The sequence below is a fragment of the Brevibacillus sp. FW301-21C12A genome, assembly GCF_058788915.1.
Window position 1 is genome coordinate 19,967 of sequence record NZ_JBYTBG010000022.1, and the last position, 21,400, is coordinate 41,366.

At 55.8% G+C, this 21,400-nt stretch carries 19 protein-coding genes and 1 pseudogene; 11 read left to right on the top strand and 9 right to left on the bottom strand.

Annotated features, from left to right (window positions below):
• Positions 1-54: 54 nt before the first annotated feature.
• Complete coding sequence (locus AC3WQH_RS14795) at positions 55-942, bottom strand: DMT family transporter (protein WP_005831071.1); 888 nt, start codon at positions 940-942, stop codon at positions 55-57.
• A 152-nt stretch (positions 943-1,094) separates the two neighbouring features.
• On the opposite strand from AC3WQH_RS14795, the gene AC3WQH_RS14800 reads away from it, so the two are divergent.
• Complete coding sequence (locus AC3WQH_RS14800) at positions 1,095-1,970, top strand: LysR family transcriptional regulator (RefSeq protein WP_492332117.1); 876 nt, start codon at positions 1,095-1,097, stop codon at positions 1,968-1,970.
• Between the two features lie 11 nt (positions 1,971-1,981).
• Here AC3WQH_RS14800 and AC3WQH_RS14805 read toward each other — a convergent pair whose 3' ends face one another.
• The 4 genes from AC3WQH_RS14805 to AC3WQH_RS14820 form a co-directional block, all read right to left on the bottom strand.
• Entirely contained in the window at positions 1,982-2,728 is a 747-nt protein-coding gene (locus tag AC3WQH_RS14805) for a YwaF family protein (protein WP_025846233.1), read from the bottom strand.
• 452 nt (positions 2,729-3,180) lie between these two features.
• Positions 3,181-3,423, bottom strand: a complete 243-nt coding sequence (locus AC3WQH_RS14810) for an isochorismatase family protein (RefSeq protein ID WP_492332118.1) — start codon at positions 3,421-3,423, stop codon at positions 3,181-3,183.
• Positions 3,413-3,709 carry a cysteine hydrolase family protein gene (locus AC3WQH_RS14815; protein ID WP_492332119.1) on the bottom strand — a complete coding sequence of 99 codons (297 nt, stop codon included), beginning with the start codon at positions 3,707-3,709 and terminating at the stop codon, positions 3,413-3,415. The genes AC3WQH_RS14810 and AC3WQH_RS14815 overlap by 11 nt, the downstream gene beginning before the upstream one ends.
• 113 nt (positions 3,710-3,822) lie before the next feature.
• Complete coding sequence (locus AC3WQH_RS14820; RefSeq protein ID WP_007779095.1) at positions 3,823-4,299, bottom strand: Gmad2 immunoglobulin-like domain-containing protein; 477 nt, start codon at positions 4,297-4,299, stop codon at positions 3,823-3,825.
• A 161-nt stretch (positions 4,300-4,460) separates the two neighbouring features.
• Here AC3WQH_RS14820 and aspA point away from each other — a divergent pair, with 161 nt between their 5' ends.
• Entirely contained in the window at positions 4,461-5,885 is a 1,425-nt protein-coding gene (gene aspA, locus AC3WQH_RS14825; RefSeq protein WP_007779092.1) for an aspartate ammonia-lyase, read from the top strand.
• 206 nt (positions 5,886-6,091) lie between these two features.
• Here aspA and pdaA read toward each other — a convergent pair whose 3' ends face one another.
• The gene (gene pdaA, locus AC3WQH_RS14830; protein ID WP_005831081.1) at positions 6,092-6,892 is read right to left on the bottom strand and encodes a delta-lactam-biosynthetic de-N-acetylase; all 801 of its coding nucleotides are present in this window, start codon (positions 6,890-6,892) and stop codon (positions 6,092-6,094) included.
• Positions 6,893-7,143: 251 nt separating this feature from the next.
• On the opposite strand from pdaA, the gene AC3WQH_RS14835 reads away from it, so the two are divergent.
• Positions 7,144-7,308: a hypothetical protein gene (locus tag AC3WQH_RS14835; RefSeq protein ID WP_007779087.1), complete on the top strand. Its 165-nt coding sequence runs from the start codon at positions 7,144-7,146 to the stop codon at positions 7,306-7,308.
• Between the two features lie 156 nt (positions 7,309-7,464).
• Here the strand turns inward: AC3WQH_RS14835 and AC3WQH_RS14840 are convergent.
• Positions 7,465-7,873, bottom strand: a pseudogene (locus AC3WQH_RS14840) (transposase); the annotation flags it as partial.
• Positions 7,874-7,980: 107 nt separating this feature from the next.
• Here AC3WQH_RS14840 and AC3WQH_RS14845 point away from each other — a divergent pair.
• From AC3WQH_RS14845 to AC3WQH_RS14855, 3 genes are all read left to right on the top strand, one after another.
• Entirely contained in the window at positions 7,981-11,262 is a 3,282-nt protein-coding gene (locus AC3WQH_RS14845) for a DEAD/DEAH box helicase (RefSeq protein ID WP_429788752.1), read from the top strand.
• 161 nt (positions 11,263-11,423) lie between these two features.
• Complete coding sequence (locus AC3WQH_RS14850) at positions 11,424-13,190, top strand: CotS family spore coat protein (protein WP_005831084.1); 1,767 nt, start codon at positions 11,424-11,426, stop codon at positions 13,188-13,190.
• 25 nt (positions 13,191-13,215) lie between these two features.
• The gene (locus AC3WQH_RS14855) at positions 13,216-14,358 is read left to right on the top strand and encodes a glycosyltransferase family 4 protein (RefSeq protein ID WP_005831085.1); all 1,143 of its coding nucleotides are present in this window, start codon (positions 13,216-13,218) and stop codon (positions 14,356-14,358) included.
• A gap of 265 nt (positions 14,359-14,623) precedes the next feature.
• Here AC3WQH_RS14855 and AC3WQH_RS14860 read toward each other — a convergent pair whose 3' ends face one another.
• Entirely contained in the window at positions 14,624-15,229 is a 606-nt protein-coding gene (locus tag AC3WQH_RS14860; protein ID WP_122952772.1) for a hypothetical protein, read from the bottom strand.
• Between the two features lie 186 nt (positions 15,230-15,415).
• Between AC3WQH_RS14860 and AC3WQH_RS14865 the strand changes: the two genes are divergently transcribed.
• The 5 genes from AC3WQH_RS14865 to AC3WQH_RS14885 are packed head-to-tail and all read left to right on the top strand — an operon-like array spanning position 15,416 to position 20,429.
• On the top strand, positions 15,416-16,438 hold the full coding sequence (locus AC3WQH_RS14865) for a hypothetical protein (protein WP_026557347.1): 1,023 nt from the start codon (positions 15,416-15,418) through the stop codon (positions 16,436-16,438).
• On the top strand, positions 16,431-17,057 hold the full coding sequence (locus tag AC3WQH_RS14870) for a DUF4129 domain-containing protein (protein ID WP_005831089.1): 627 nt from the start codon (positions 16,431-16,433) through the stop codon (positions 17,055-17,057). Before AC3WQH_RS14865 ends, AC3WQH_RS14870 begins: the two co-directional genes overlap by 8 nt.
• Positions 17,050-18,177, top strand: a complete 1,128-nt coding sequence (locus AC3WQH_RS14875) for a DUF4350 domain-containing protein (protein WP_005831090.1) — start codon at positions 17,050-17,052, stop codon at positions 18,175-18,177. The genes AC3WQH_RS14870 and AC3WQH_RS14875 overlap by 8 nt, the downstream gene beginning before the upstream one ends.
• A gap of 10 nt (positions 18,178-18,187) precedes the next feature.
• Entirely contained in the window at positions 18,188-19,108 is a 921-nt protein-coding gene (locus tag AC3WQH_RS14880) for an AAA family ATPase (RefSeq protein ID WP_007777648.1), read from the top strand.
• Positions 19,059-20,429 carry a DUF58 domain-containing protein gene (locus AC3WQH_RS14885; protein ID WP_492332120.1) on the top strand — a complete coding sequence of 457 codons (1,371 nt, stop codon included), beginning with the start codon at positions 19,059-19,061 and terminating at the stop codon, positions 20,427-20,429. The genes AC3WQH_RS14880 and AC3WQH_RS14885 overlap by 50 nt, the downstream gene beginning before the upstream one ends.
• On the opposite strand, the gene AC3WQH_RS14890 is transcribed toward AC3WQH_RS14885, so the two are convergent.
• Positions 20,396-21,376, bottom strand: coding sequence for a stage II sporulation protein M (locus AC3WQH_RS14890; RefSeq protein ID WP_005831092.1), 981 nt, complete (start codon positions 21,374-21,376; stop codon positions 20,396-20,398). The two genes, AC3WQH_RS14885 and AC3WQH_RS14890, sit on opposite strands and share 34 nt — an antisense overlap.
• Positions 21,377-21,400 lie beyond the last annotated feature (24 nt).

The window sequence follows — 21,400 nt, forward strand, 5'->3', positions numbered from 1 at the left end:
AGCCGGTTTTTTTGACTGTTTTCCCATGCGCCCAATGTTGCGCCAGACGACGCGTCAGGCCGACAGCCTCGTCTGCCGCTTGCTCCGCAGCCATTTGACTACGTCGATTTCGGCAATCAGCACGCTGACTAAGACGAGCGCTGCGCCGATATACCCGCGCACGGTAAGGATTTCGCCCGCGAACAAAAACGCAAACAGGGCGGCGAAGACAGGCTCCAGCGAAAAAATCAGCCCGGTATGCGTCGGCGTCGTATATTTTTGCGCGACAGTCTGGACGACGAAGCCGATCGCACTGCACAGGACGCTGAGAGCGAGCACGGCGACCCAGCCTTCTGCGGAATGCGGCAGGGCAGGCGATTCGAACAAACAGGAAAACAGCAGGCCAAGCAAGGCAGTAAAACCGAGCTGGTAAATGCCGAGTTGAATCGTGTCCGAAAACGAAGCCCATCTGCCCGTCACGGTGATGTGCGTCGCGTAGCAGAGCGCTCCGGCGATGCACAGCAAATCCCCCTGGCTGATGTGCAACTCGGAACTGAGCGTCAACAGGCCGATCCCGACCATCGCCAGTCCGGCGCCGACAAATACGCGCTTTTCCGGCCGATTGCGCAGCAGGATGGACAGCAGCGGGACGAAGATCACCGTCAGGCTGACCAAAAATCCGGCTTGCGAAGCGGTCGTCGATTTGACGCCGTTTGTGACCGTGGCAAACACGCCGAACAAAATCGTGCCGAGAATAAAGGCGTGGCCGAGCGTCTTGCGACTGGTGCCGCGCAGCCGCCTGTGAAAAATGGCAGCCGCGAGAACGAAGGCAATGCCGAAGCGGATGGCGATCAGGTTGAAGGTTTCCAAATCCTTCAGCCCCATTTGCATGAACAAATAAGAAGATCCCCAAAAAAGGGTAACCAGAAGCATTGCCAGATCGGCTTTTACTTGCGGTTTCATTTCCAGCCTCCTTGCCCGCATGAAACAGGCTAACCATGAAGAAATCGCGTTGCGTCATACTCAGTATAAGAGTATTGTTTGAATAAGAAAAATGAATGTTTATCATGCTTTTCATGAAAGGATTTAATGAAAAAGAAAGGAGGCAAAGCGACGTGAGTCTCGGCAAGTACGAAGTGTTTGTCACCGTCATCGAATCGGGGAGTCTGACAAAAGCAGGAGAAATGCTCGGCTTGACGCAGTCCGCCATCAGCCACGCCCTCGCCAGCCTGGAGCGGGAGTTCGGTTTCTCGATCCTGACGCGCGGGCGCTCCGGTATCAGCCTGACGAGCAACGGCGAGCGGCTGCTGCCGTACATGCGGGAAATGTTGCGGGCGCAGGAGCGGATGCAGCAGGAAGTGTACGCGATCAATGGCATGGAGGTGGGGACGGTGCGGATCGGGACGTTCACCAGCGTATCCACGCAATGGCTGCCAGGCATCCTCAAACGGTTTCAGGACTTGTATCCCGCCATCGAGGTCAAGCTGTTCGAAGGCTACTACGACGGAATCGAGAGCTGGATTCAGACGGGCGAAGTGGACATGGGCTTCGTCTCGCTGCCGACGACAGAAGACCTGGAGTCGATTCCGTTGAAAGAAGACCAGCTATACTTGCTCGTCACAGACGAACACCCGCTCTATCAGGAAGAGCGGGTGCATGTGAGCCGCCTGGCCGAAGAAACGTTCATCATGCCGAAAGAAGGCTGCGACAACGACATTCAGCGCTTGCTTGCGCAGTATCAGCTACAGCCGCGCGTCAAGTACGAGGTAGGGGACGACCACGCGATTATCGCCATGGTGCAAAACGGGCTGGGCATCAGCATCCTCCCGGAAATGATCCTGTTTTGCCTGCCGCCCAACATCCGCATGATTCCGCTCGCGGGCGAGCATTACCGTTCGCTCGGCGTGGCGGCGACGTCGTTTAGCAAGCAGTCGCCCGCAGCCAAACGCTTTTTGCAAGTCGTGACCGAGTGGGTGCGCGAGCAAGGGTAGAAAGACGCGGGTCACGACGACAAATCCCGCTCGGCAGGGACGGAGGCGGGCGTTTTCCGCCAAAACGGCACGTACAAAAGCGAAAAGAGCGCGACAGCAACCCCTTCCAGCGAGAGGATGTACCACGGATACGGCCCCAAAAAGTCGATGAGGCTCGGATTGTCCGGCTTGCGCGAGACGAAGAGATAGTTGCCGCCTGTCCAGGCGTTCGCGACGAGCGCCACAACCAGAAGCGCGTTGAGAAACCCCATCGTTTTCAGCACGGAGCGAAAAGTCGGGCGACAGCCTTCCACCCACGTCATGTACAGGCAGGCGAGAATAATCCCGGCATGGGCGACAAAAAAATGCACAAAGCGAAAGTGCGGGAACGGATAAAACAACTCGGGCGTAAGCAGTGCCTGGGCTGCGCCGCCGATCCCGGCAAAAAAAGCGATCTCGTACACGCGATAGCTTCTGGCAAGCAGCATGATGACAGACAGCAGGAGCGTGACGCTGCACAGTTGCAAAGGCAGCGTATAGGCAGCCGACCAGCTATCCGTCAGCACATGCCAGAGTTGAAAAGCCACCTCGGACAAGAGCAGCACGCCAGCCAAAGCAAACCGAAAGGCGCGCTTGGCCGCAGGTGCTTGCAACTGGCGGCGAAACAGGTACAAAAGCAGCAGCAGGCCAAGGGTAACCGCGAGAGCCAGCAGGTGCGGGAGCGAGAAAGGCTGAAAAGGCTCCCCGGAAATGGTCAACGAAAAAGAAGGCGAGTTCATCTGATCCTCCCTGGGGGATGTTTGTTCGGCGCAAGCTGTAGGGGCCTGGCGGAAAGGCTTTCGCAAGCTTCTATGTATAATTGAGAGAATTCACGAAATTTTAACACAAGCTTGCTTGGCGGATATCAATCATCGGTTATAATGTAACTAGACTAACGTACATCATTGAGAGGAGATATAGTCTTGAACTTGGTGCTCACGGAAAAACAGTGCAAATCTTGCCAGGCTCGCTTGACAGATTACGAGATCGAGAACAATGGTGCCCTTTGCATGGATTGCTACAAGGAAGAACAAAGCGAGCAAAAGTAGCAGCACGACGCAAGTCAGCATGTTGCCACACACTATAGATAGAAGTCTGACGCATCATGACCCTCTCCAAGCGAGAGGGTTATGATTTTTCGAAAAAACCATTGGAGTCATCGCCCCAATGGTTTTTTTCGTGGCCAAAAAAGCTACGCTTCCCAAACCGATGCGGAATCTTTGCCCCTAATGGTATGCTGCGGGGTGCCAAAGCCGTGCAAAGTCGTATTGTGATGGGCGATGATGTCGGCTGCCTTGAGGGCGGGGGAGTCTACGGTGGAGTGGCAATCGCTGACGAGTGTCACATCGTAGTTCAAAGAAATGGCGCTTCTGCACGTCGTATCCACACAGTAGTCGGTTTGAAAGCCAACGACGATCAGCTTTTCAATGGACATCGATTGGAGCTTGTCGTGCAGGCCTGTTTCGTAGAAAAGAGTCTGGCGCTGTTTTGTGAACCACCGGATCGGTTTCTTCCGGCTTGATGGAAGCGGGAATTTCCCAGCCTGGCGATCCGAAAACCAGTTCATCCGCTTCATGATGCTGCACGTAGATAACGGGAAGTTCGCGTTCTCTCGCCTCCGCGATCAGGCGTTTGATCCGCTCGACGATTTGTTGTCCCTGGTAGCAGTGTTCTACGAGCAAGTTTTGTACATCGACGACGAGCAAGGCAGTTTTCTTCATCCGACAGTCATCCTCCCCACGTATCATGAATCTCTCTCATTATAACGGACAGGCATGAACATGGAAGAGAGGGAATGAAAAAACTGGAAAAAAATCTCGCGTCGGCGAAGCGTCTATTCCTCTGGCAACGGAATGATTAGCTCCATCCGGCGGCTGCCGTCCTTCGCGCTCACTTCAAACAGGATCAGCATGAGCGTGCTGTTCGGTTCGGCTTTTTTCACCTTCACGGTTTGCGTGAAGTCGCCCCATTCCGGAGCTCCGGCAGAGGTTTGGAAAAAGCCTTCCGTCAGCTCGTTGTGCCCGTCTTCCACGACGTAGTTGACGACGGCTTCGAACACTTGCGCCTGCCCTTTTACTTCAAATGTATCCTCCCCTGTTTTTTTCACGGTGACATTGCGAAAAATATCATTGGCATAGACGGTTTCTTTCGTTTCCGGCTGCTCGGCAGGCGGCTGTTCTGCCGGAGTCTGCGGCTGGGCAGGGGCTGGCGTTTCCGGCTGCGTGACAGGCGGATTTTCCTGCGCAGGCGGAGCGCTCGTGCAGCCTTGCAACAGACCGACTGTCAACAAGACGAAAAGAAGCTTTTTCATAGTATCCCTCGATTCTGTCGAGATTGTGGGTGGAGCTGTTCACTTGGTAAGACGTAAAAAAGCCGTACGGTGTTACAAACTACTGGTCATACCACTTCGAATCTGTGCTAAAATGGGGAGGTAGCAGTAACCACTATTCCTAGAAAGCTGGTCTGATAAGAATGGTACAACAAACATTTCGCACGGAAAAAGACTTTCTCGGTGAAAAGGAAATTCCCGTAGATGCCTACTATGGCGTGCAAACGATGCGGGCGACAGAAAACTTCCCGATTACCGGGTATCGTCTTCATTCTTCCCTGATTATCGCAATGGCAATGGTCAAAAAAGCGGCGGCCCTTGCGAACATGGAGGTTTCCCGTCTGAATCCGCGACTCGGCAATGCGATTGTGGCAGCCGCGCAGGAGATCATTGACGGAAAATGGCACGATCAATTCATCGTGGACCCCATTCAGGGCGGTGCGGGAACATCCATTAACATGAATGCGAACGAAGTGATCGCCAACCGCGGTCTGGAGCTTATCGGAGAGAAAAAAGGAGATTACTTCCATCTCAGTCCAAATACACACGTCAACATGTCGCAGTCGACCAACGACGCTTTCCCGACGGCGATCCACATCGCGACGCTCGATTTGCTGGAAAAGCTGCTCGTGACCATGGAGACAATGCATGACGCTTTTGGCCAAAAAGCAAAAGAGTTCGATGACGTCATCAAGATGGGGCGCACGCATTTGCAGGATGCCGTTCCGATCCGTCTCGGCCAGGAGTTCGAAGCGTATCGTCGCGTGCTGGAGCGCGATATCAAGCGGATCAAGCAATCCCGCCAGCACCTGTACGAAGTGAACATGGGGGCGACTGCTGTCGGGACAGGCCTGAACGCCGACCCGCGCTACATTACCACCGTGGTCAAGCATCTGGCGGAAATCAGCGGCTTCCCGCTCGTCGGGGCGGAGCATCTCGTAGACGCTACGCAAAACACGGACGCGTACACAGAAGTATCCGCAGCGCTGAAAGTATGCATGATGAACATGTCCAAAATCGCCAACGACCTGCGTCTGATGGCATCCGGACCGCGTGCGGGACTGGGCGAGATTTCGCTGCCAGCGCGCCAGCCAGGCTCTTCGATCATGCCGGGCAAAGTCAATCCGGTCATGGCAGAGGTCATTAACCAGGTGGCATTCCAGGTAATCGGAAACGACCACACCATTTGCCTCGCTTCCGAAGCAGGTCAACTGGAGCTGAACGTAATGGAGCCGGTGCTGGTCTTCAACCTGCTGCAGTCGATCAGCATCATGGACAACGCATTCCGCGCCTTTACGCGCTATTGCCTGGAAGGAATCGAGGCAAACCGCGAGCGGATGAAAGAATACGTAGAAAAAAGCGTAGGCGTCATCACAGCTGTCAACCCGCATCTCGGCTATGAAACGGCTGCCCGCATTGCGCGCGAAGCGATTTTGACCGGAAAATCGGTGCGCGAGCTGTGCTTGCAGTACAACGTCCTGACGGAAGAAGAGCTGGACCTGATTCTCGATCCGTTCGAGATGACTCATCCGGGTATTGCTGGCGCTTCCCTGTTGGATCGCGAATAATCGTAAAACGGAATGTGTGCAAAAACTCCCGCCCTTGTCTGAAACTGACGAGGCAGCGGGAGTTTTTTTGTACAGATAAGAATGGATAAGATTGTTGTCCAGTATAAAGGCAACTAAAGCTGCGCCAATCGCTTGGCACAGCCAAGTTTTCTAGTCGACACACAATTGTTTCGCGGGAGAGCTTGCGACCCGCCCTTTGTCAAAGCTTACGGAGTGCCAGCCTGCTTTTGCGGCAACTGGTCCAGGCTTTTAAATTCGTAGCCGCGCTTGCGGGCCTCGTCGATGATGGACCCGAGCGCATCTGCGTTGTCCTTGGAAACAGAGTGCAAGAGAATCACGGCTCCCGGATGCAACTGGCTCATGACGCTGTCAAATGCGTACTTCGCCCCGCGCTGCACTTTTGTATCCCAGTCCTTGTAGGCGATCGACCAAAATACGTTCGTATAGCCCAGCTCCTTGCTGACGGCGAGTGTGCGGTCGCTGAAAATGCCTCTGGGCGGACGCAGGTAACGCATGTTCGCCTGTCCGGTCACTTTGGCGACTGCCTCGCTGACCCGTGTCAGCTCCTCCTTGATTTTTTCGTTGGACACGGTCGTCATGTCCGGATGGCTCCAGGAGTGGTTGCCGATGAGATGGCCTTCTTGCGTCATCCGCTTCAACAGTTCAGGCTGTTCCTTGACGTAATGGCCCGTCACAAAAAAAATCGCGGGCACTTTTTTCGCTTGCAGCGTGTCCAGGATCGCCGGGGTAAAGCCGTTTTCATACCCGTTGTCAAATGTCAAATACAGCTCTTTTTTCGACGTGTCTCCCAAAAAAACAGCGCCGTGCCGATCTACAATGCTTTTGAAGCCTTCTTCGTTGATCGAAGGAAGCTGTCCATTCTTGCTTTTTTTGAAGCCGAAATGGTATGGATGGTCCTGATGGGCGACAGCCGCATGCAGCGGCAGGGTGAACGCCAAAAGCAGAATGGCGCCAACGTGAAGCAGCTTTTTGTAGCGTGGTTTCATCATTCTGGCACTCCTTTCCTATCCCAAGTCATGACGGTAGCACGGACGTTTCCATCCAAAGTTTGTCCAGTCCCCTTGCAAATATGTAACGAGCAGGGCGGGAAACGGGGACGGCAAGTTGGGTAAAACTTGCGCGGCGGAAAGGGACAGTGAACCATGCCAGGCAAAAGACGTTTGTCATATAGTATCAATGTCGACGGAAAAGCCGCTGACGACAGGCATGTCATCATCCGTTACCAGGAGGTGTAGTCATGGATTGGTTGAGGTATTTGCGTGACGCTGTTGGTGAGGACGAATATATTGAAGAGATCGAAGTCAAGGTAGAGTACGAGGACGGCACCAAGAAAAAGTGGATCTTCTCCAAAAATCAGGACCCGGTCCTGGAAGACGACGACGATGAAGAGGACGAAGACTGATTTCTTGCTAAATACGAAAAAAAGATACGCTCGCCAAGGAGGCCACTGAAGAACTTAGGTTTTGCCGGTGATCTGAGATTTTTGTAAAAAAATAAGCGACACCTGTTCCGTTTTTCCTGGCAGGTGTCGCTTTTTTGTTACTGCATTTCCCTTTTTTTAGTCCGCCAATTTCAGTATACGCTTGAGATTAACCGCGAATATCGCCATAGCGCCTTGCAGCTCCATACCTAACAAGCCCGAGGATGTAGCTACATCATACCCGTGCCTATGCTTGAGTTCGCTATTCTTGGCTTCAATTCACGTTCATGCCCGCTGCCTTGCTTTTCTCAATGAGTGCCTGGAGTTGCTTGCCGTCGCTTTTTTCTCCTGTCGTAACCACGGCCGCCGTTATGATCCGTTCCTCGGTCAAGGCGAGATGTGTCTTGTATCCAAAGAACGAGGAATCCGCACTTTTGTGGCCAACTCGCGCGTCCTGATCTTCTGAAATTCGCAATTGCTCCACGTCATCTTCGACGGTTTCTTGGAGCAGATTCAACGGCTCCGTAATTTTAGGCAACTGGGCGATGTCAAGCCGTGTCTGTGTGACAGTGGCCTCTCGCCAAGGCGTATCTTTTTGCTTTCCAAATCTGCTATCATGAAACATATTTTACGAAGATGAGGCAGGTAGGGGCAATGAGCTTTTCAATCAGCCAGCAAATGATAAAAGAATGGTGTGGCCGACTCTCCTTTGAACGGGGAAAAGCGTTTTACCGCTCGCAAAAAGTGAGCATCGACCACTTCCAGCCCGAGCCTGCCCGCGTCCGGGCCACCGTGCGGGCGGGCAGCCACGACTATCGGGTGATGCTCGAACTGGATGAGGCAGGGCTCGTGGCGGCGTGTAGCTGTCCGACGCTGCATTCGTATGAACAATACTGCCAGCATATCGCGGCGGCTCTTTTGGCAATGCGCGATCTGTCAGCGGACGATTTGGCGCCACAGGCGAGCCGGGGGACGCGTTTACCGGGTGCGGACGGCTCCGCCGCAAGCGAAGCGCAACTGACGCAGGGCATTTTCGATCTGTTCGGCAAGCCGCGTCCGCACAGCATAGGCACGCGAAAAGCGCTGTTCGACCAGCGAGCGTTGCTGGAGCTGGAAATCATTTGCAAAGTGATACCGTATGGCTTTCGCAAATCGGTAATCGGACTTGAACTGAAGCTGGGGCCGAAGCGGCTGTACGTCGTAAAAAACATTCGCGAGTTTTTGAAGCGGCTGGAGAGCAGGCAGCCGACCGTCTTTTCCGCGCATTTTACTTACGACCCGGAAAGCCACCGCTTTTTGCCCGAGCAGGAGGCGATTCTCCAGGAGCTGATCCGCGTGTTCCAGCATGAAAAGCTGTATCGGGAGACGGCTGGCTACGGCTATCAGGAGCCAAAGCCGGTGGGGACGGAGCGCACGTTGATTTTGCCGCCGTTTGCCTGGGACAAGCTGTTCGATTTGCTCGGGCAGGCTCCCGGTGTGCGCGTCCAGCAGGGCGAGCGCACGTATGAGCAGTTTCAGGCGCAGACGGGAAAGGTGCCGCTGCAGTTCGCCTTCGATGCGGGGGAGCGCGAAAACGAGTATCGGCTGACAGTGGACGGGCTTGCCGAGCTGACCGTGCTGGAGGCGTACGGGTTTGTCCTGCACGGCGGCGTCTGGATGCGGCAGTCCGCTGACGCGTGCAAAAGTCTCGCGCAGCTCAAGCAGATGCTGGAGGCGCATCAGCGCGAGGACATCGCGGTTCCGCAGGAGAAAATGGAGTCGTTCATGACCAGGGTCGTCCCTGGGCTGATGAAGCTGGGCAGCGTGCAGATCGCGCAGGCGGTCGCCGATCGGATCGTCCAGACGCAACTGCAGGCGCGGCTCTATTTGGACCGGGTACGGGAGCGGCTGTTGGCCGGGCTGGAGTTTCAGTATGGCGACATCGTCATCAATCCGCTGGCAAAAGAGACGAATGGGCAACAGCGCCGCAACGATCAGATTTTGCTGCGCGACGGCGAGCGGGAGCAGCGCATTTTGGAGCTGATGGACAACAGCGCGTTCACCCGGACCGAAGAGGGGTATTACCTTGAAGACGAGGAAGCCGAGTTCGAGTTTTTGCACCAGACCGTCTCCGAGCTGGAAAAATGGTGCAAGGTGTATGCGACGACGGGGGTCAAGCTGCGGCTGCACTCCTTGCACGCGCCGCCCAAAGTGAAAGCCGATGTGAACGAGCGGACGAACTGGCTGGAGGTTCGCTTCGATATCGAAGGCTTTCCGCCCTCCGAAATCAAACAACTGCTGCAGGCGCTGGAGGAAAAGCGCAAATATTACCGCTTGCCGACAGGAGCGCTGCTGCCGCTTGATACAAAAGAATTTGAACAGATCAACCGGTTCCTGGATGAGCTGGGGATTCGCCAGGCGGAATGGATCGGGAACGGCTTTGCGCTCCCGGCCTTTCGCGGCTTGCGCTTGCTCGATTCGTCCCAGCCGGGCAAGACGGTGCAGTTGGGCAAGGCGTTGCGGAGCTTTTTGGAAAATATGCGCAACCCGGACAATCTCGACTTCCACGTTCCGGACACGATGCAGCCTGTGCTCCGCGATTACCAGAAGTTCGGCTTCCAGTGGCTGATGACGCTCGCCCACTACGGCTTCGGCGGCATTTTGGCGGACGATATGGGCCTTGGCAAAACGGTGCAAAGCATCGCGTACATCCTCGCCAAGCTGCCGGACATTCGCCGTGAAAAGCAGCCGGTGCTGATCGTCTCGCCTGCGTCGCTTTTGTACAACTGGCGCAACGAGCTGCACAAGTTTGCTCCTGAGCTGAGCGTGCGCGTCGTGGACGGCAGCAAGGAAGAACGGAACCAGGCGCGAAAGGAAGCGGAAGATGCCGATGTGTGGATTACGTCTTATCCGCTGCTGCGCAGAGATTACACGGAGTACGCCCAGCGCACGTTCCATACGCTGATTCTGGACGAGGCGCAGGCGTTCAAAAACTATGCGACACAGACGGCGCAGGTCGTGAAGCGCATTTTTGCCAAGCACCGCTTTGCCTTGACGGGGACGCCGATCGAAAACAGGCTGGAGGAACTGTGGTCGATCTTCGACGTTGTGTTTCCACAACTGTTTCCCGGGCGCAAGGAATTTCAGGATTTGCCCCGAGACGCCATCGCCAGGCGTGCGCGGCCGTTCCTTTTGCGCAGGCTGAAAACCGAGGTGCTGCGTGAGCTGCCGGAAAAAATCGAATCGCTGCAAGCCACCGAGCTTTTGCCGGAGCAAAAAAAGCTGTACATCGCGTACTTGGCGCAGTTGCAGCAGGAGGCCGCCAAACATTTGCACGAGCGCACCTTTGACAAAAACCGGATCAAAATATTGGCCGGCTTGACCCGGCTTCGCCAGCTTTGCTGCCATCCTGGCCTGTTCGTGGAAGGCTACGAAGGCAGCTCGGCCAAATTCGAGCAACTGCTGGAAGTGCTGGAGGAATGCCGGAGCGCGGGGCGGAGGGTGCTTTTGTTCTCGCAATTTACGGAAATGCTTTCGATCATCGGACGAGAGCTTGGGGCTTACGGCGTCCCGTTTTTTTACCTGGACGGCAACACGCCAGCCGCCCGGCGCATCGAGTTGTGCAACCGATTTAACGACGGAGAGGGCGACTTGTTTCTCCTGTCTTTAAAAGCCGGGGGAACAGGCTTGAACCTGACCGGAGCCGACACCGTCATTTTGTACGATCTGTGGTGGAATCCGGCTGTAGAGGAGCAGGCGGCGGACAGGGCGCACCGCATCGGGCAAAAAAACGTCGTCCAGGTCATTCGGCTGGTCGCGCAGGGGACGGTAGAGGAAAAAATGTACGAGCTTCAGCAAAAGAAAAAGCATTTGATTGAGGAAGTCATAGCGCCAGGCGAGGAAGCGATCTCCTCCATGAGCGAAGAGGACATCCGGGAAATATTGATGATCGGCTAAAGCGGCCCGACTTGCGTCCTTTGTGCGCAGGTCCGGCCGCTTTTTCGCGCGTGGAATTGGCAAGTTCCCAAGGGTATTTGTCCGTTTCGTCAACCTGCGCGCATGAATATTTTAGGAAGAAGGTGAGCGCTTTAACAAGGAACATGGGGGGGGGGAAGGAAATGGAACAATACGTCATCAAGCCATGGGACACCCGGGACGACGGCCAACCTGCGCCTGTCGACTGGGATATGCAAGTACCTCCGGAAGTCGATGCGATCGCGGAGCTCGTCATGAAAGAATACGAGATGTCCGTCAGCAGCAAGACGCTGATTACCTCGAAGCCGGACAAAGGCGGCGCGATCTGGCGGATCGAGACAGACAAAGGGCCGCGCAGTCTGAAAGTGCTGCACCGCACACCGGAGCGGAGTCTTTACAGTGTTGGCTTGCAGGAATACGTCGTCAGACAGGGGGCCAGAGTTCCCGCGCTCATTCCGGCCAGAGACGGAAAGCTCTTCGTGGAAAAGGGCGGAAAGCTGTGGATTGTCACGGACTGGATTGCCCTTACGCAAGCGACCAAAGTAGACTTGGCAGGAGCGCAGGAGCTGTGCTTCGGCCTGGGAGAATTTCATCGACATTCGAAAGGATACGTGCCGCCACAAGGGGCGAAAAATTCTTCCCGCCTGTACCGTTGGCCCAACTACTATCAAAAGATTGCCAAAAAAATCGGCTGGATGCGTGAGATGGCAAAAGCCTATGGGGAGACGACCGCAAGCAACTCGATTTTATCTGTCGTAGACAAGTATGAGCGACAAGCATTGGATGCGCTGGAGCGTCTGAAGGCATCTGCCTATCCAAGAATGGTGCAGATGGGTGAACCGCACTGGGGGGTAGTTCATCAGGACTATGGCTGGTCCAATGGACAGAATGGACCAGGCGGGCTTTGGGTCATCGACCTGGACGGTGTGGCTTACGATTTGCCGTTCCGCGACCTGCGCAAGCTGATTACAAGCACAATGGACGACATGGGTGTCTGGGATTTGACGTGGATGAGAGGAATGATCGAGGCGTATCACCGGGCTAACCCGCTCGATCGGGAGTCATTTGAGGTGCTTTTGATCGACCTGGCGGCGCCAAATGAATTTTACAAGCATCTGAAGGAAATGTTTTACGATCCTGTCACGTTCTTGAACACGGAAGCAGAGGCCATCCTGCAGCGAATCCTCTCCACCGACCAGACAAAAGACCAGGCATTGGCGGAGCTGGCGAAAGACATCAGCCAGTACCAGCCCGGCGATTACACCCAGGCTGCCGTCCCGGCCACGACCGTGCGCCAAGCGCCTGCGAGTGCATCAGATCAGGCAAACTGGCAGCTCGCTTCGCCAAATCCGGCGGCAAAAGGTGAGAGCAAGCCAGTCGATGTGGAACCCGGAAAGCTTATTCGTCTCCCCGAAAAAGAAAGTAAGCCTGTTCGAACTGCTGTGGCCGCGAAAAAGCCGCCAGATGTCGTGCTCTTCCCTAATCCCGAGCTGCCTTTCGCAGAGACAACGACGTCAGCGAGCAGGCAGAGCGAGCGCCTGAAGCCGATAGTAGCTACTGTGAAAAAAGCCGGGAGCAAGCCAGTGAAGAAAAAGGCAGCGTCAACCGGCTCGGTAAAAACAGCAAGCAAAACGGGCAAGAAAACCGTTCTGAACAAAAGTTCGGTCGCCAAAAAAGCAAGCGCCAAGCTGCCCGCAGGAAAAGCGCTCAAAAAGACTGGCAAGTCGAACGAAAAAGCAAAAACAGGAACCCAACTTGCAAAACGGTCCAGTTCTCCCCGAGGCACTCAGCATGCAGCCGTCAAGCATCCTTACAAAAAGGCAGCAGCTCCAAGCCGCAAATTGACCAGTAATCAGGCAAAGAAGCCGCGCGCGGTGAAAGCAAAAAAAACAGGCAGAAGCATGCGATGAGTAGTGTCAGGAAAGGAGAATTCGGATGAAGGTAGTCATGATCTGTACGGAAAAGCTGCCCGTTCCCCCGGTGCGGGGCGGTGCCATCCAGACGTATATAGCCGGGATCGCGGATACGCTCGGGAAGCATCACGACCTTACCATTTTAGGGACGTCGGACCCAACGCTCGCCATGGACGAACGTGTGCGAAATGTTCGCTATGCGCGTGTGAATGGACACGGTGTCTTCGAAATCTACGCCCAGGAAGTTCTCGCGTTTTTGCGAGCGAATGCATACGATGTGATTCACGTGTTCAACCGACCGCGGCTGGTTCCCTTGATTCGCGAAGTATGCCCGAACGCACGGATCGTACTGAGCATGCACAACGACATGTTCGATGCGGCGAAAATTCCCCCGGCGGAAGCGGCGAGCGCCATCGCCAACACGTCGACGATCATCACGATCAGCGATTATGTAGGACGCGTCCTTGCGTCGCTCTACCCGGAAACGCAAGGGAAACTGCGCACGATCTATTCCGGTGTCGATCTACAGACGTTCGTCCCGTGGGAGAGCTCGCAGGCTGCACGAAAAATTCGCCAGGAGCTGCGGGCTGCCCACAACATCGGGAACAGGCAGGTCATTTTGTTCGTCGGCAGACTGACCCCGAAAAAAGGGGCGGACATCCTCGTGCGGGCGATGAACGAGCTTTCGGCCTACAAATCCGACATCGCGCTTGTGCTGGTCGGAGGCTCCTGGTACGGCGTCGATAAAATCAGCGACTATGTCGCCTATGTGCGCGCGCTGGCGGATCGTTCGCCGATTCCTGTCATCACGACAGGCTATGTGGCAGCAGAGAACATCCACCACTGGTTTTGGGCAGGCGATATCTTTGTCTGTCCTTCGCAATGGGAGGAGCCGCTCGCCCGCGTCCACTACGAAGCGATGGCTGCAGGGCTGCCGTTTGTGACGACAAAACGCGGGGGCAATGCGGAAGTGATTATCGGCGGAAACGGCCTGCTCGTCGAAGAGCCGGAAAACCCGCAGTCTTTTGCCACTCAACTGAAGCAGCTTCTGTCCAGCCGCGACCTGCAGCGCAGAATGGGGAACAGCGGCCGACAGTTGGCGGAACAGCGGTTTACGTGGGAGCGCGTGGCCCGGGAAGTGCTGGACGTATGGAGGAACTTGTAGCGTGAGCTGACAGGACGCAAATACCCACTTTTTTCGAGAGAGAGGGGAGAAGTGGGTGTTTGGTCCGTTTTTCTTGCGGGGGAGAAAGGGACAAGCCTGCGGCAGGCAGGCGCACAAGCTCGCCACAAGCTTGTCCAAAAGCTGTGCAAGCAAAGACGGAAAAAAGCGGCTCCCCCACTCCCGGCTTTTTAAGCGGAAGCGCCAATGTCTTTTGGCGCATGGTGAAAACCAAGCAGGAGTGGGAGGACGAAGCGAGGCGAAGAAATCAAAGTACTTTGGCTGAACCTTCGATTACTTTCAGGGTGACGGGCGCGGTCTCTTCCGCTTCGTCTGTGGGGGCGGCTGCTTCCGGCGGAGGGGCGTCGGGAATGATGGCGGCAATGCGGTTGAGCGGGATGAGAATACAACTGCCGTAGCTTCCGCCAAGCTTCAGCTCGATGATGCCGTCGTCGACTCTTGTGAGCTGCCCCACCCGGTAAGGGCGGCTGCCTGGTCCCCAATCGGAAGTGAGAATGACTTCGACTGTCCTGTTTTGCCTCATGCATTTGTACAGCTCTTTTCGCAGCCCTTCCACGCTTTCCTGCTCGGGCGTGTCTTCTGCTTCTACGTCCACGTTGACAATCGGGGCGGGGATGACGAGCGGTTTCGGTGCTTCAAACTGGACGATCGGCGCCTCGACCTGGACGGTGGGCGTGGCGCTCGTGACAGACACGTGGGGAGCGGGCGTGGTGACTTTTACATTCGGGGCGCGCACATGGAGGCGGACGACCCGGTTCAGCCTGTCGAGCAAGCGCCTGGTCGCCTGGCCAGACGAGCGGCGTCTGCTGCGGGAGACTGACTTCGCCCGTGTCTTCTTTTTCGCAGATCCCAAGACAATGCACCTCCTACTGTCATGCTTTATCATATTCAGCGCGGAACGGAGAGAAATAGACAAATACCCTTGCCAAGAAAAATCAGGCAGGAAATGATTAGGGAATTTAGCGGAAATTTTTAAAAACAAATGGAAAATCGTGTATACTATTCAGGTAATCTCAAAAAGAGAGATGGAGGTTTCACCATGAATCAAATGCCAATGACCCCAATGGGAGTGGGGAAGCTATTGGACAAAAGCTTTAACGTATATCGCCAGCATTTTGGGGCGTACTTTTTTCTGGCTCTTATTTGGTTTGGCCCGTTTTTGCTTTTACAACAGCTACTCCTGGTCGACCTTAGCAGTGTGCCGCTACTCATGCAAGATACCGAAGGACTGGAATTTTGGGAATCGATGGGGGAAAAGTTTGGAGGGCAGGAAGAGATGGTCACCCAAAACGTCGGCCTGCTCTTGCTGTATGTGTTTTTGGTCGCGCCTCTGACGATGGTCGTGGCCTATCCGCAGTTGATTGCGGGCGCCACCTTGCTGACGAAATCTGTATGGGAGCAGCAAACGGTTGATTTGAAGGCCGCGCTGAAAGGCGCATTGGGACGCTTTTGGCCGCTTGTCGGAAGCACCCTCGTCTACGGACTGCTCATACTCGCGGTGACGTTCGGGTTTGCCCTCGTGTTTTTGTTCATCGGCTTTTTGTTCGTGATGGCTACCGGCAATTCGATTGACACGTTTTTTGACTCGGGAAGCGAGTTCAATCCGTTCCTCTTCATCATTGTCTTTTTGTTTGGCTACATTTTGTTTTTGATCGGCATGCTTCTAGTGCCGGGCTACTTCCTGCTCAGATGGAGCTTTTACTTGCCGCTTGTCCTGTTTGAAAAGGGCGGCGTCGGCATCGGGAAAAGCTGGCATTTGACAAAAGGAAATTTTTGGAGGCTATTTGCGATTTTCATTGTTTTGAGCCTTCTGTATTCGATCTTTTCCGGCGGCATCCAGGTGGCCATCATGGGAATTTTGGGGACGTCGATCATTTCGCAGATCATCATGGTCGTGTTGAGTTGCCTGCTGATGCCGTGGATCGCGATTGTTTATGCGCTCGCTTACTTCGACTTGCGCGTCCGAAAAGATGGAACAGACCTGCAGGAACTGATGAACAGGCAGTTGGAGCAGGCAGCAGACCGTCCTTCTACACAGGAGCCGGGAGCAGCGCATGAATAGCACAAATCCTTGGGCAGCCGACAAGGAGCATTTGCAGGAAATTTTGCAGCGCGACGAATTTCAAGCCCTGCACACGGAAGGGGAGAGCTGGCTTGCGCGAGTGAGCGATTTTTTGCTCGAATGGCTTGCCAGGCTGTTTTCGTGGTCGGACATTCCTTCGGGTGCGGCGACGACGGCATCGACGGTCGTGCTGGTCGTCGCGGCGCTTTTGCTGGTGATGGTCATTTTCTGGCTGTTCCGCCGAATGGTATGGGAGCAAAAGCGGAAGGCGTCCCTGTTTGTCCACGGTGAAAAAATCCGCTCTCATGCCGATTACTTGCGGGAGGCACAGGAGTGTGCCGATCGCGGAGAATGGCGTGAGGGCGAACGTTCCTTGTTTTTGGCGTTGCTCGTCTACATGCAAAAACAGTCGTGGATTCGCATTGAACAGTGGAAGACGAACTGGGAGTACGCAGACGAAATCGAGGCCAACCACCCGGAGGCGAAGGCGCTGTTTCGCCGCTATGCCCGGGCGTTCGAGCAAGCTTGGTACGGGCAGGTAGCTGTGGACAAAGCAGACTATCTGGAGCGCATCCGCGAGCTTGCGCAGATTTTGGACGGGGAGGGACAGCATGAATAGCCTGAGAACGTATCGCGTGGGCATCAGCGTGGCGATCGTGCTGCTCGTCGTCGTCGGATGGTTTATCGTCAAGCCTGTAGCCACGAAACTGCCTCCTTATCTGGCATCGTCGGCACAGCCGGACGGAATCAAGGCGGTGCTGCTTCTGCTGGAGGAAAAAGGCAGCCAGGTTAAGGAGTGGCGGCAGCCGATGCATTTGCTGCCGAAGCCAGCGGGCCAGGCGCTGCTTGTCGTCGAGCCGGACAACCTGAGCGCGAACGAGCAGGATGACTTGCTCGCATGGGCCAGCGGCGGAAACGACCTGTTTGTTTTCTCCGAGCGGCCGATCTTGTGGGCCGGCTTGCCGCTTGAAGCGAAGTATATGGAAGAGAAGGGCAACCAGGAACGAAATGTGCAGGGGCAGTTGCTCGCTGAAGGGCTGCTGGGCCAGGCAAAAACACAGGCCAGATGGAAAGAGGCGGAGGGGCTGGAGCCGCTTTTTTACGACGACCAAGGAATCCTTGCGGGAAAAGTCCAGGTAGGAGCCGGAAGCATCTCGTACTTTTTGGTCCCGGATTGGTTGACGAATCGAAAAATTGGCGAGCTGTCTCACTTCGAGGCGGTGTGGCCGCATTTGCAAAAAAACTGGTCCGCGATCTGGGTGGACGAATACCATCACGGGCTGCAGGAGAAGCCAGGGCTTTTGGCGATCTATCCCGGCTGGCTGGTGGCAGCGCTCGTCCAGTTGGCCGTCGTGCTGCTTTTGTTCGTCTGGTGGAAAGGGAAGCGGTTTGGCCCTGTCTACACATTGCGCGAGTGGACGGTTCGCCGGGGGGACGAGACGCTTTTAGCCGTGTCGAGCTGGTATGAGCGCCGGGGACTTGCGCGTGACGCGCTGGCGCATAGGGAAGCGTATATGCGCCAACTGATGCACGATCGCTGGGGCGTTCACCAAAAAGCGGACCGCGCCGAGATTTTGCGCTGTGCCCGGCTACGCTGGAGCGAGCAGGCAGTCACCAGGCTTGCCGAGCTGCTGGATCGGCTGGAGCAAGCACGCAGCGGAACCGGATATTCGGCGAAGCGGCTTTTGGCAGACAGTCTTTTGCTGGATGAGATCATTACGCAACTGATGAAGGAGTGACATAACAATCGTGGAGCAATTGTTGCAACAGATGGAAAAAGAACTGGTCGGACAGCGGCAAAACATTCGGCTGCTCGTGGCCGCCTTGCTCGCTGGCGGTCACGTACTGCTGGAGGGAGTGCCAGGGATCGGAAAGACCAAAATGGTCCGCACCTTGTCGGGGCTGATCGGGGGAGAGAGCAGGCGCATCCAGTTTACGCCTGACATGATGCCTTCGGATATTATCGGCCATGTCGTTTTCAACATGCAGGACAACCGCTTTGAGACGATCAAAGGCCCTGTATTCGCGAATTTGCTGCTGGCGGACGAGATCAACCGCACGCCGCCGAAAACGCAGGCGGCTCTCCTGGAAGCGATGGAGGAAGGCCAGGTGACGATTCACGGAGTCACGTACCCGTTGCCCGAGCCATTTTTCGTCGTCGCCACGCAAAACCCGGTCGAGTACGAAGGAACTTACGTGCTGCCGGAGGCGCAACTCGACCGCTTTTTGTTCAAGCTGACGATGCAGTATCCGTCGCATGAGAGCGAAAAGCAGATTCTGGTCCAGCACGTCCGGCACACAGGCGGGCAGGAGGCGAAGCAAGCGCCGATCTGCAGCCTGGACGACATTTTGGAGCAGCGGCGCAAATTGCAGGACGTCGTCGTGGACGATTCGATTTTTGAGTACATTACGACCTTGATTCGCAAGACGCGGGAAACGAAACGACTTCTGCTCGGGGCAAGTTCCCGTGCCGGGATTGCGGTTCTCTTGGCCAGCAAGGCTTGGGCGCTTTTGGACGGCCGCGAGTACGTGACGCCGGATGATGTGAAAATGGTGGCCCGGCCTGCGCTGCGGCACCGTCTCATCCTGTCACCCCAGGTAGAATTGGAGGGGGGCACCAGTGACCACATCATCGAAGAGACGTTGGCCGCTATTCCGGTTCCTCGCTGATTTTTTGGCAGATCGCTTCGTTTTGCCGACGAAGCGGCTGCTCGTACTGCTGCTGCTCGGCACCCCGATTGCCGTCATCGGCTTTTTCATGGGCACCGGGTACGGGGCTTTCTGGCTGTACAACGGCCTCGTCTGTGTGGCGAGCGTGCTCGACTGGCTGACGCTGCCCAAGCGCAAAGACCTGGAGCTGCGCCGCGTGCTTCCCGAGCAGAGCGACATCGGCCAGTCGTTTTTGGTCGAGGTAGAAATGACGAACAGAAGCGGCCAGACGGTTTCCTACGTGCTCATGGACGATTTGCCGCACTCTTTTGCGGAAGCAGGGCCGATCTCGGGCAGGATGGAAAGCGGCGAGTCGCGCATCGCCTATCAGACGCGCGGATGCGAGCGGGGGAACTATTCATTTGCCTGGCTGTATTTGCGCTGGAGCGGCAAAATCGGCTTGTGGTACCGCCAGAGCCGCTTTTCCTTTCCGCAGACGATCAAAATTTACCCCGATTTGTCGCAAGTTCGCGGCTATTTGAACTCGTTGCAGGAGAGCCTGATTGTCGACGGCAAAAAAATATTGCGCCGGGCCAAGGCTGGCTCTGAGTTCCACGCGATCCGCGAGTACGTCCCGGACGACGATCCGCGCACGATCAACTGGTCGGCGTCGGCACGCTCCCGGCGGCTGATGACGAACCAGTATCGGCCCGAGCACGGCAAAGTCATTACGATTCTCGTCGATTGCGGCAGGCTGATGGGCGTCGAGCTGAACAACCAGAGCAGGCTCGATCAGTCGCTGGAGTCGGCGCTCACTCTGGCTGCGGTCGCTTTGCGCCAGGGAGATCAGGTGGCGTTTATGGCCTATTCCCACGAGATCAAGACGTACATACCGCCAGGGCGCGGGATGGGACATTTGCACACGATTTTGGAAGCCACCTACGATTTGTCCCATGACTTCGTCGAGGCCGATCCGGCCAAGGCACTGGAATTTATGCATCGCCAGCAAAAGCGGCGCAGCCTGATGGTGCTGTTCTCGGACATGGAAAATTACTTGGTGGAAGACTTGCTCGCCAGCTATTTGTGGAAAATGCGCCGCTCGCACCTGTTTTTGCTGCTCTCGCAGGCGGACCCGCTGCTGCACGAATGGACGCGGGTTCCGGTCGAAAACAGCCGCCTGGCCTACATCAAATCGGTGGCGCAGCGCTTCCAGCTCGACCGCAGGGCGTTTCAACAAAAAATGACCGGCGCGGGCATCCAGGTGCTCGATGTGCCGGCCGATCAGTTGACGCTGACAGTGATAAATGCTTATTTGGAAATAAAGGCGAGAGAGGCATTGTGAGCCTGGCGCCTTCGCCCGATAACATACCAAAGGCACAAAAGCAGCAACGTGGCCGCCGCCACGAGGTACTTCGTTTCCAGGGAGAGCGTCGAAGGCGTGATGTAGCCTTCGATGGCTCCCGCCACGAACAACAGCGGCAGGGTCGCAAGCAGCAACTGGGCCGATTCTTTCGCCGCCTCCAAAAACTGATACTTGCGGGCGTAGCGCCCGGGCACGAGCAGACGGTAGCCCATGTGCAAGCCGGCCCCTCCGGCAATGAAGATCGCCGTCAGCTCGATGACGCCGTGCGGGAGGATGTACGCCCAAAAAGCGTAGCTGCTGTCTGCCTGATAGTAGACAGCGGCCAATGCCCCGACCAGCAGCCCGTTGAACAGCAGGATGTAGATCGGCACGAGGCCGAATGTAATCCCGCTGACAAAAGCGAGAATGGCTACTTTCATGTTATTGGTCATAATCATCGTAGAGATGACAGGGCTGTTGATGGCATCGTGCCCTTCCCCCAGTCGCGAAGGATCAATCTGTTCGGCCATGCCTTGGGGCAGCACGTAGTACAGGTTGAGCGGGTCGGCGAGCACGGCCGCAAAGCCGGATATGCCGCCAATGATGAAGAGCAGGGCGGCCATGCCGATAAATCCGATCCGCTTTTGCATCAGCCCGATCAGATGGACGCCGAAAAAGTGCCGCAGTTGCTGCCAGCTTCCCGACTGCTGCTTGTACGTCAGGTTGTGGGCGCGGGATACGAGCTGGTTGAGGTAGAGCGTGATTTCATCCATCGGGTGATACGAGCGGACGAGCGCCAGATGGGCGGAAGCTTTTTTATACAAATGGGTCAGACGGTCAATGTCTGCGGCTGTAATCTGCCGCTCTTGCCGGGTGAACCGTTCGACCAGTTGTTCCAGTTCGGCCCAAGAGGCTTTATGCTTGTGCCAAAATGAAGTGATATCCATGGATAAGGCCTCCTTATCTACTAG

Coding starts and splice junctions, on each gene's coding strand:
- AC3WQH_RS14795 (WP_005831071.1), bottom strand. CDS start 942: ATGAAACCGCAAGTAAAAGCCGATCTGGCAATGCTTCTGGTTACCCTT.
- AC3WQH_RS14805 (WP_025846233.1), bottom strand. CDS start 2,728: ATGAACTCGCCTTCTTTTTCGTTGACCATTTCCGGGGAGCCTTTTCAG.
- AC3WQH_RS14810 (WP_492332118.1), bottom strand. CDS start 3,423: ATGTCCATTGAAAAGCTGATCGTCGTTGGCTTTCAAACCGACTACTGT.
- AC3WQH_RS14815 (WP_492332119.1), bottom strand. CDS start 3,709: ATGAAGAAAACTGCCTTGCTCGTCGTCGATGTACAAAACTTGCTCGTA.
- AC3WQH_RS14820 (WP_007779095.1), bottom strand. CDS start 4,299: ATGAAAAAGCTTCTTTTCGTCTTGTTGACAGTCGGTCTGTTGCAAGGC.
- aspA (WP_007779092.1), top strand. CDS start 4,461: ATGGTACAACAAACATTTCGCACGGAAAAAGACTTTCTCGGTGAAAAG.
- pdaA (WP_005831081.1), bottom strand. CDS start 6,892: ATGAAACCACGCTACAAAAAGCTGCTTCACGTTGGCGCCATTCTGCTT.
- AC3WQH_RS14835 (WP_007779087.1), top strand. CDS start 7,144: ATGGATTGGTTGAGGTATTTGCGTGACGCTGTTGGTGAGGACGAATAT.
- AC3WQH_RS14845 (WP_429788752.1), top strand. CDS start 7,981: ATGAGCTTTTCAATCAGCCAGCAAATGATAAAAGAATGGTGTGGCCGA.
- AC3WQH_RS14850 (WP_005831084.1), top strand. CDS start 11,424: ATGGAACAATACGTCATCAAGCCATGGGACACCCGGGACGACGGCCAA.
- AC3WQH_RS14855 (WP_005831085.1), top strand. CDS start 13,216: ATGAAGGTAGTCATGATCTGTACGGAAAAGCTGCCCGTTCCCCCGGTG.
- AC3WQH_RS14865 (WP_026557347.1), top strand. CDS start 15,416: ATGAATCAAATGCCAATGACCCCAATGGGAGTGGGGAAGCTATTGGAC.
- AC3WQH_RS14870 (WP_005831089.1), top strand. CDS start 16,431: ATGAATAGCACAAATCCTTGGGCAGCCGACAAGGAGCATTTGCAGGAA.
- AC3WQH_RS14875 (WP_005831090.1), top strand. CDS start 17,050: ATGAATAGCCTGAGAACGTATCGCGTGGGCATCAGCGTGGCGATCGTG.
- AC3WQH_RS14890 (WP_005831092.1), bottom strand. CDS start 21,376: ATGGATATCACTTCATTTTGGCACAAGCATAAAGCCTCTTGGGCCGAA.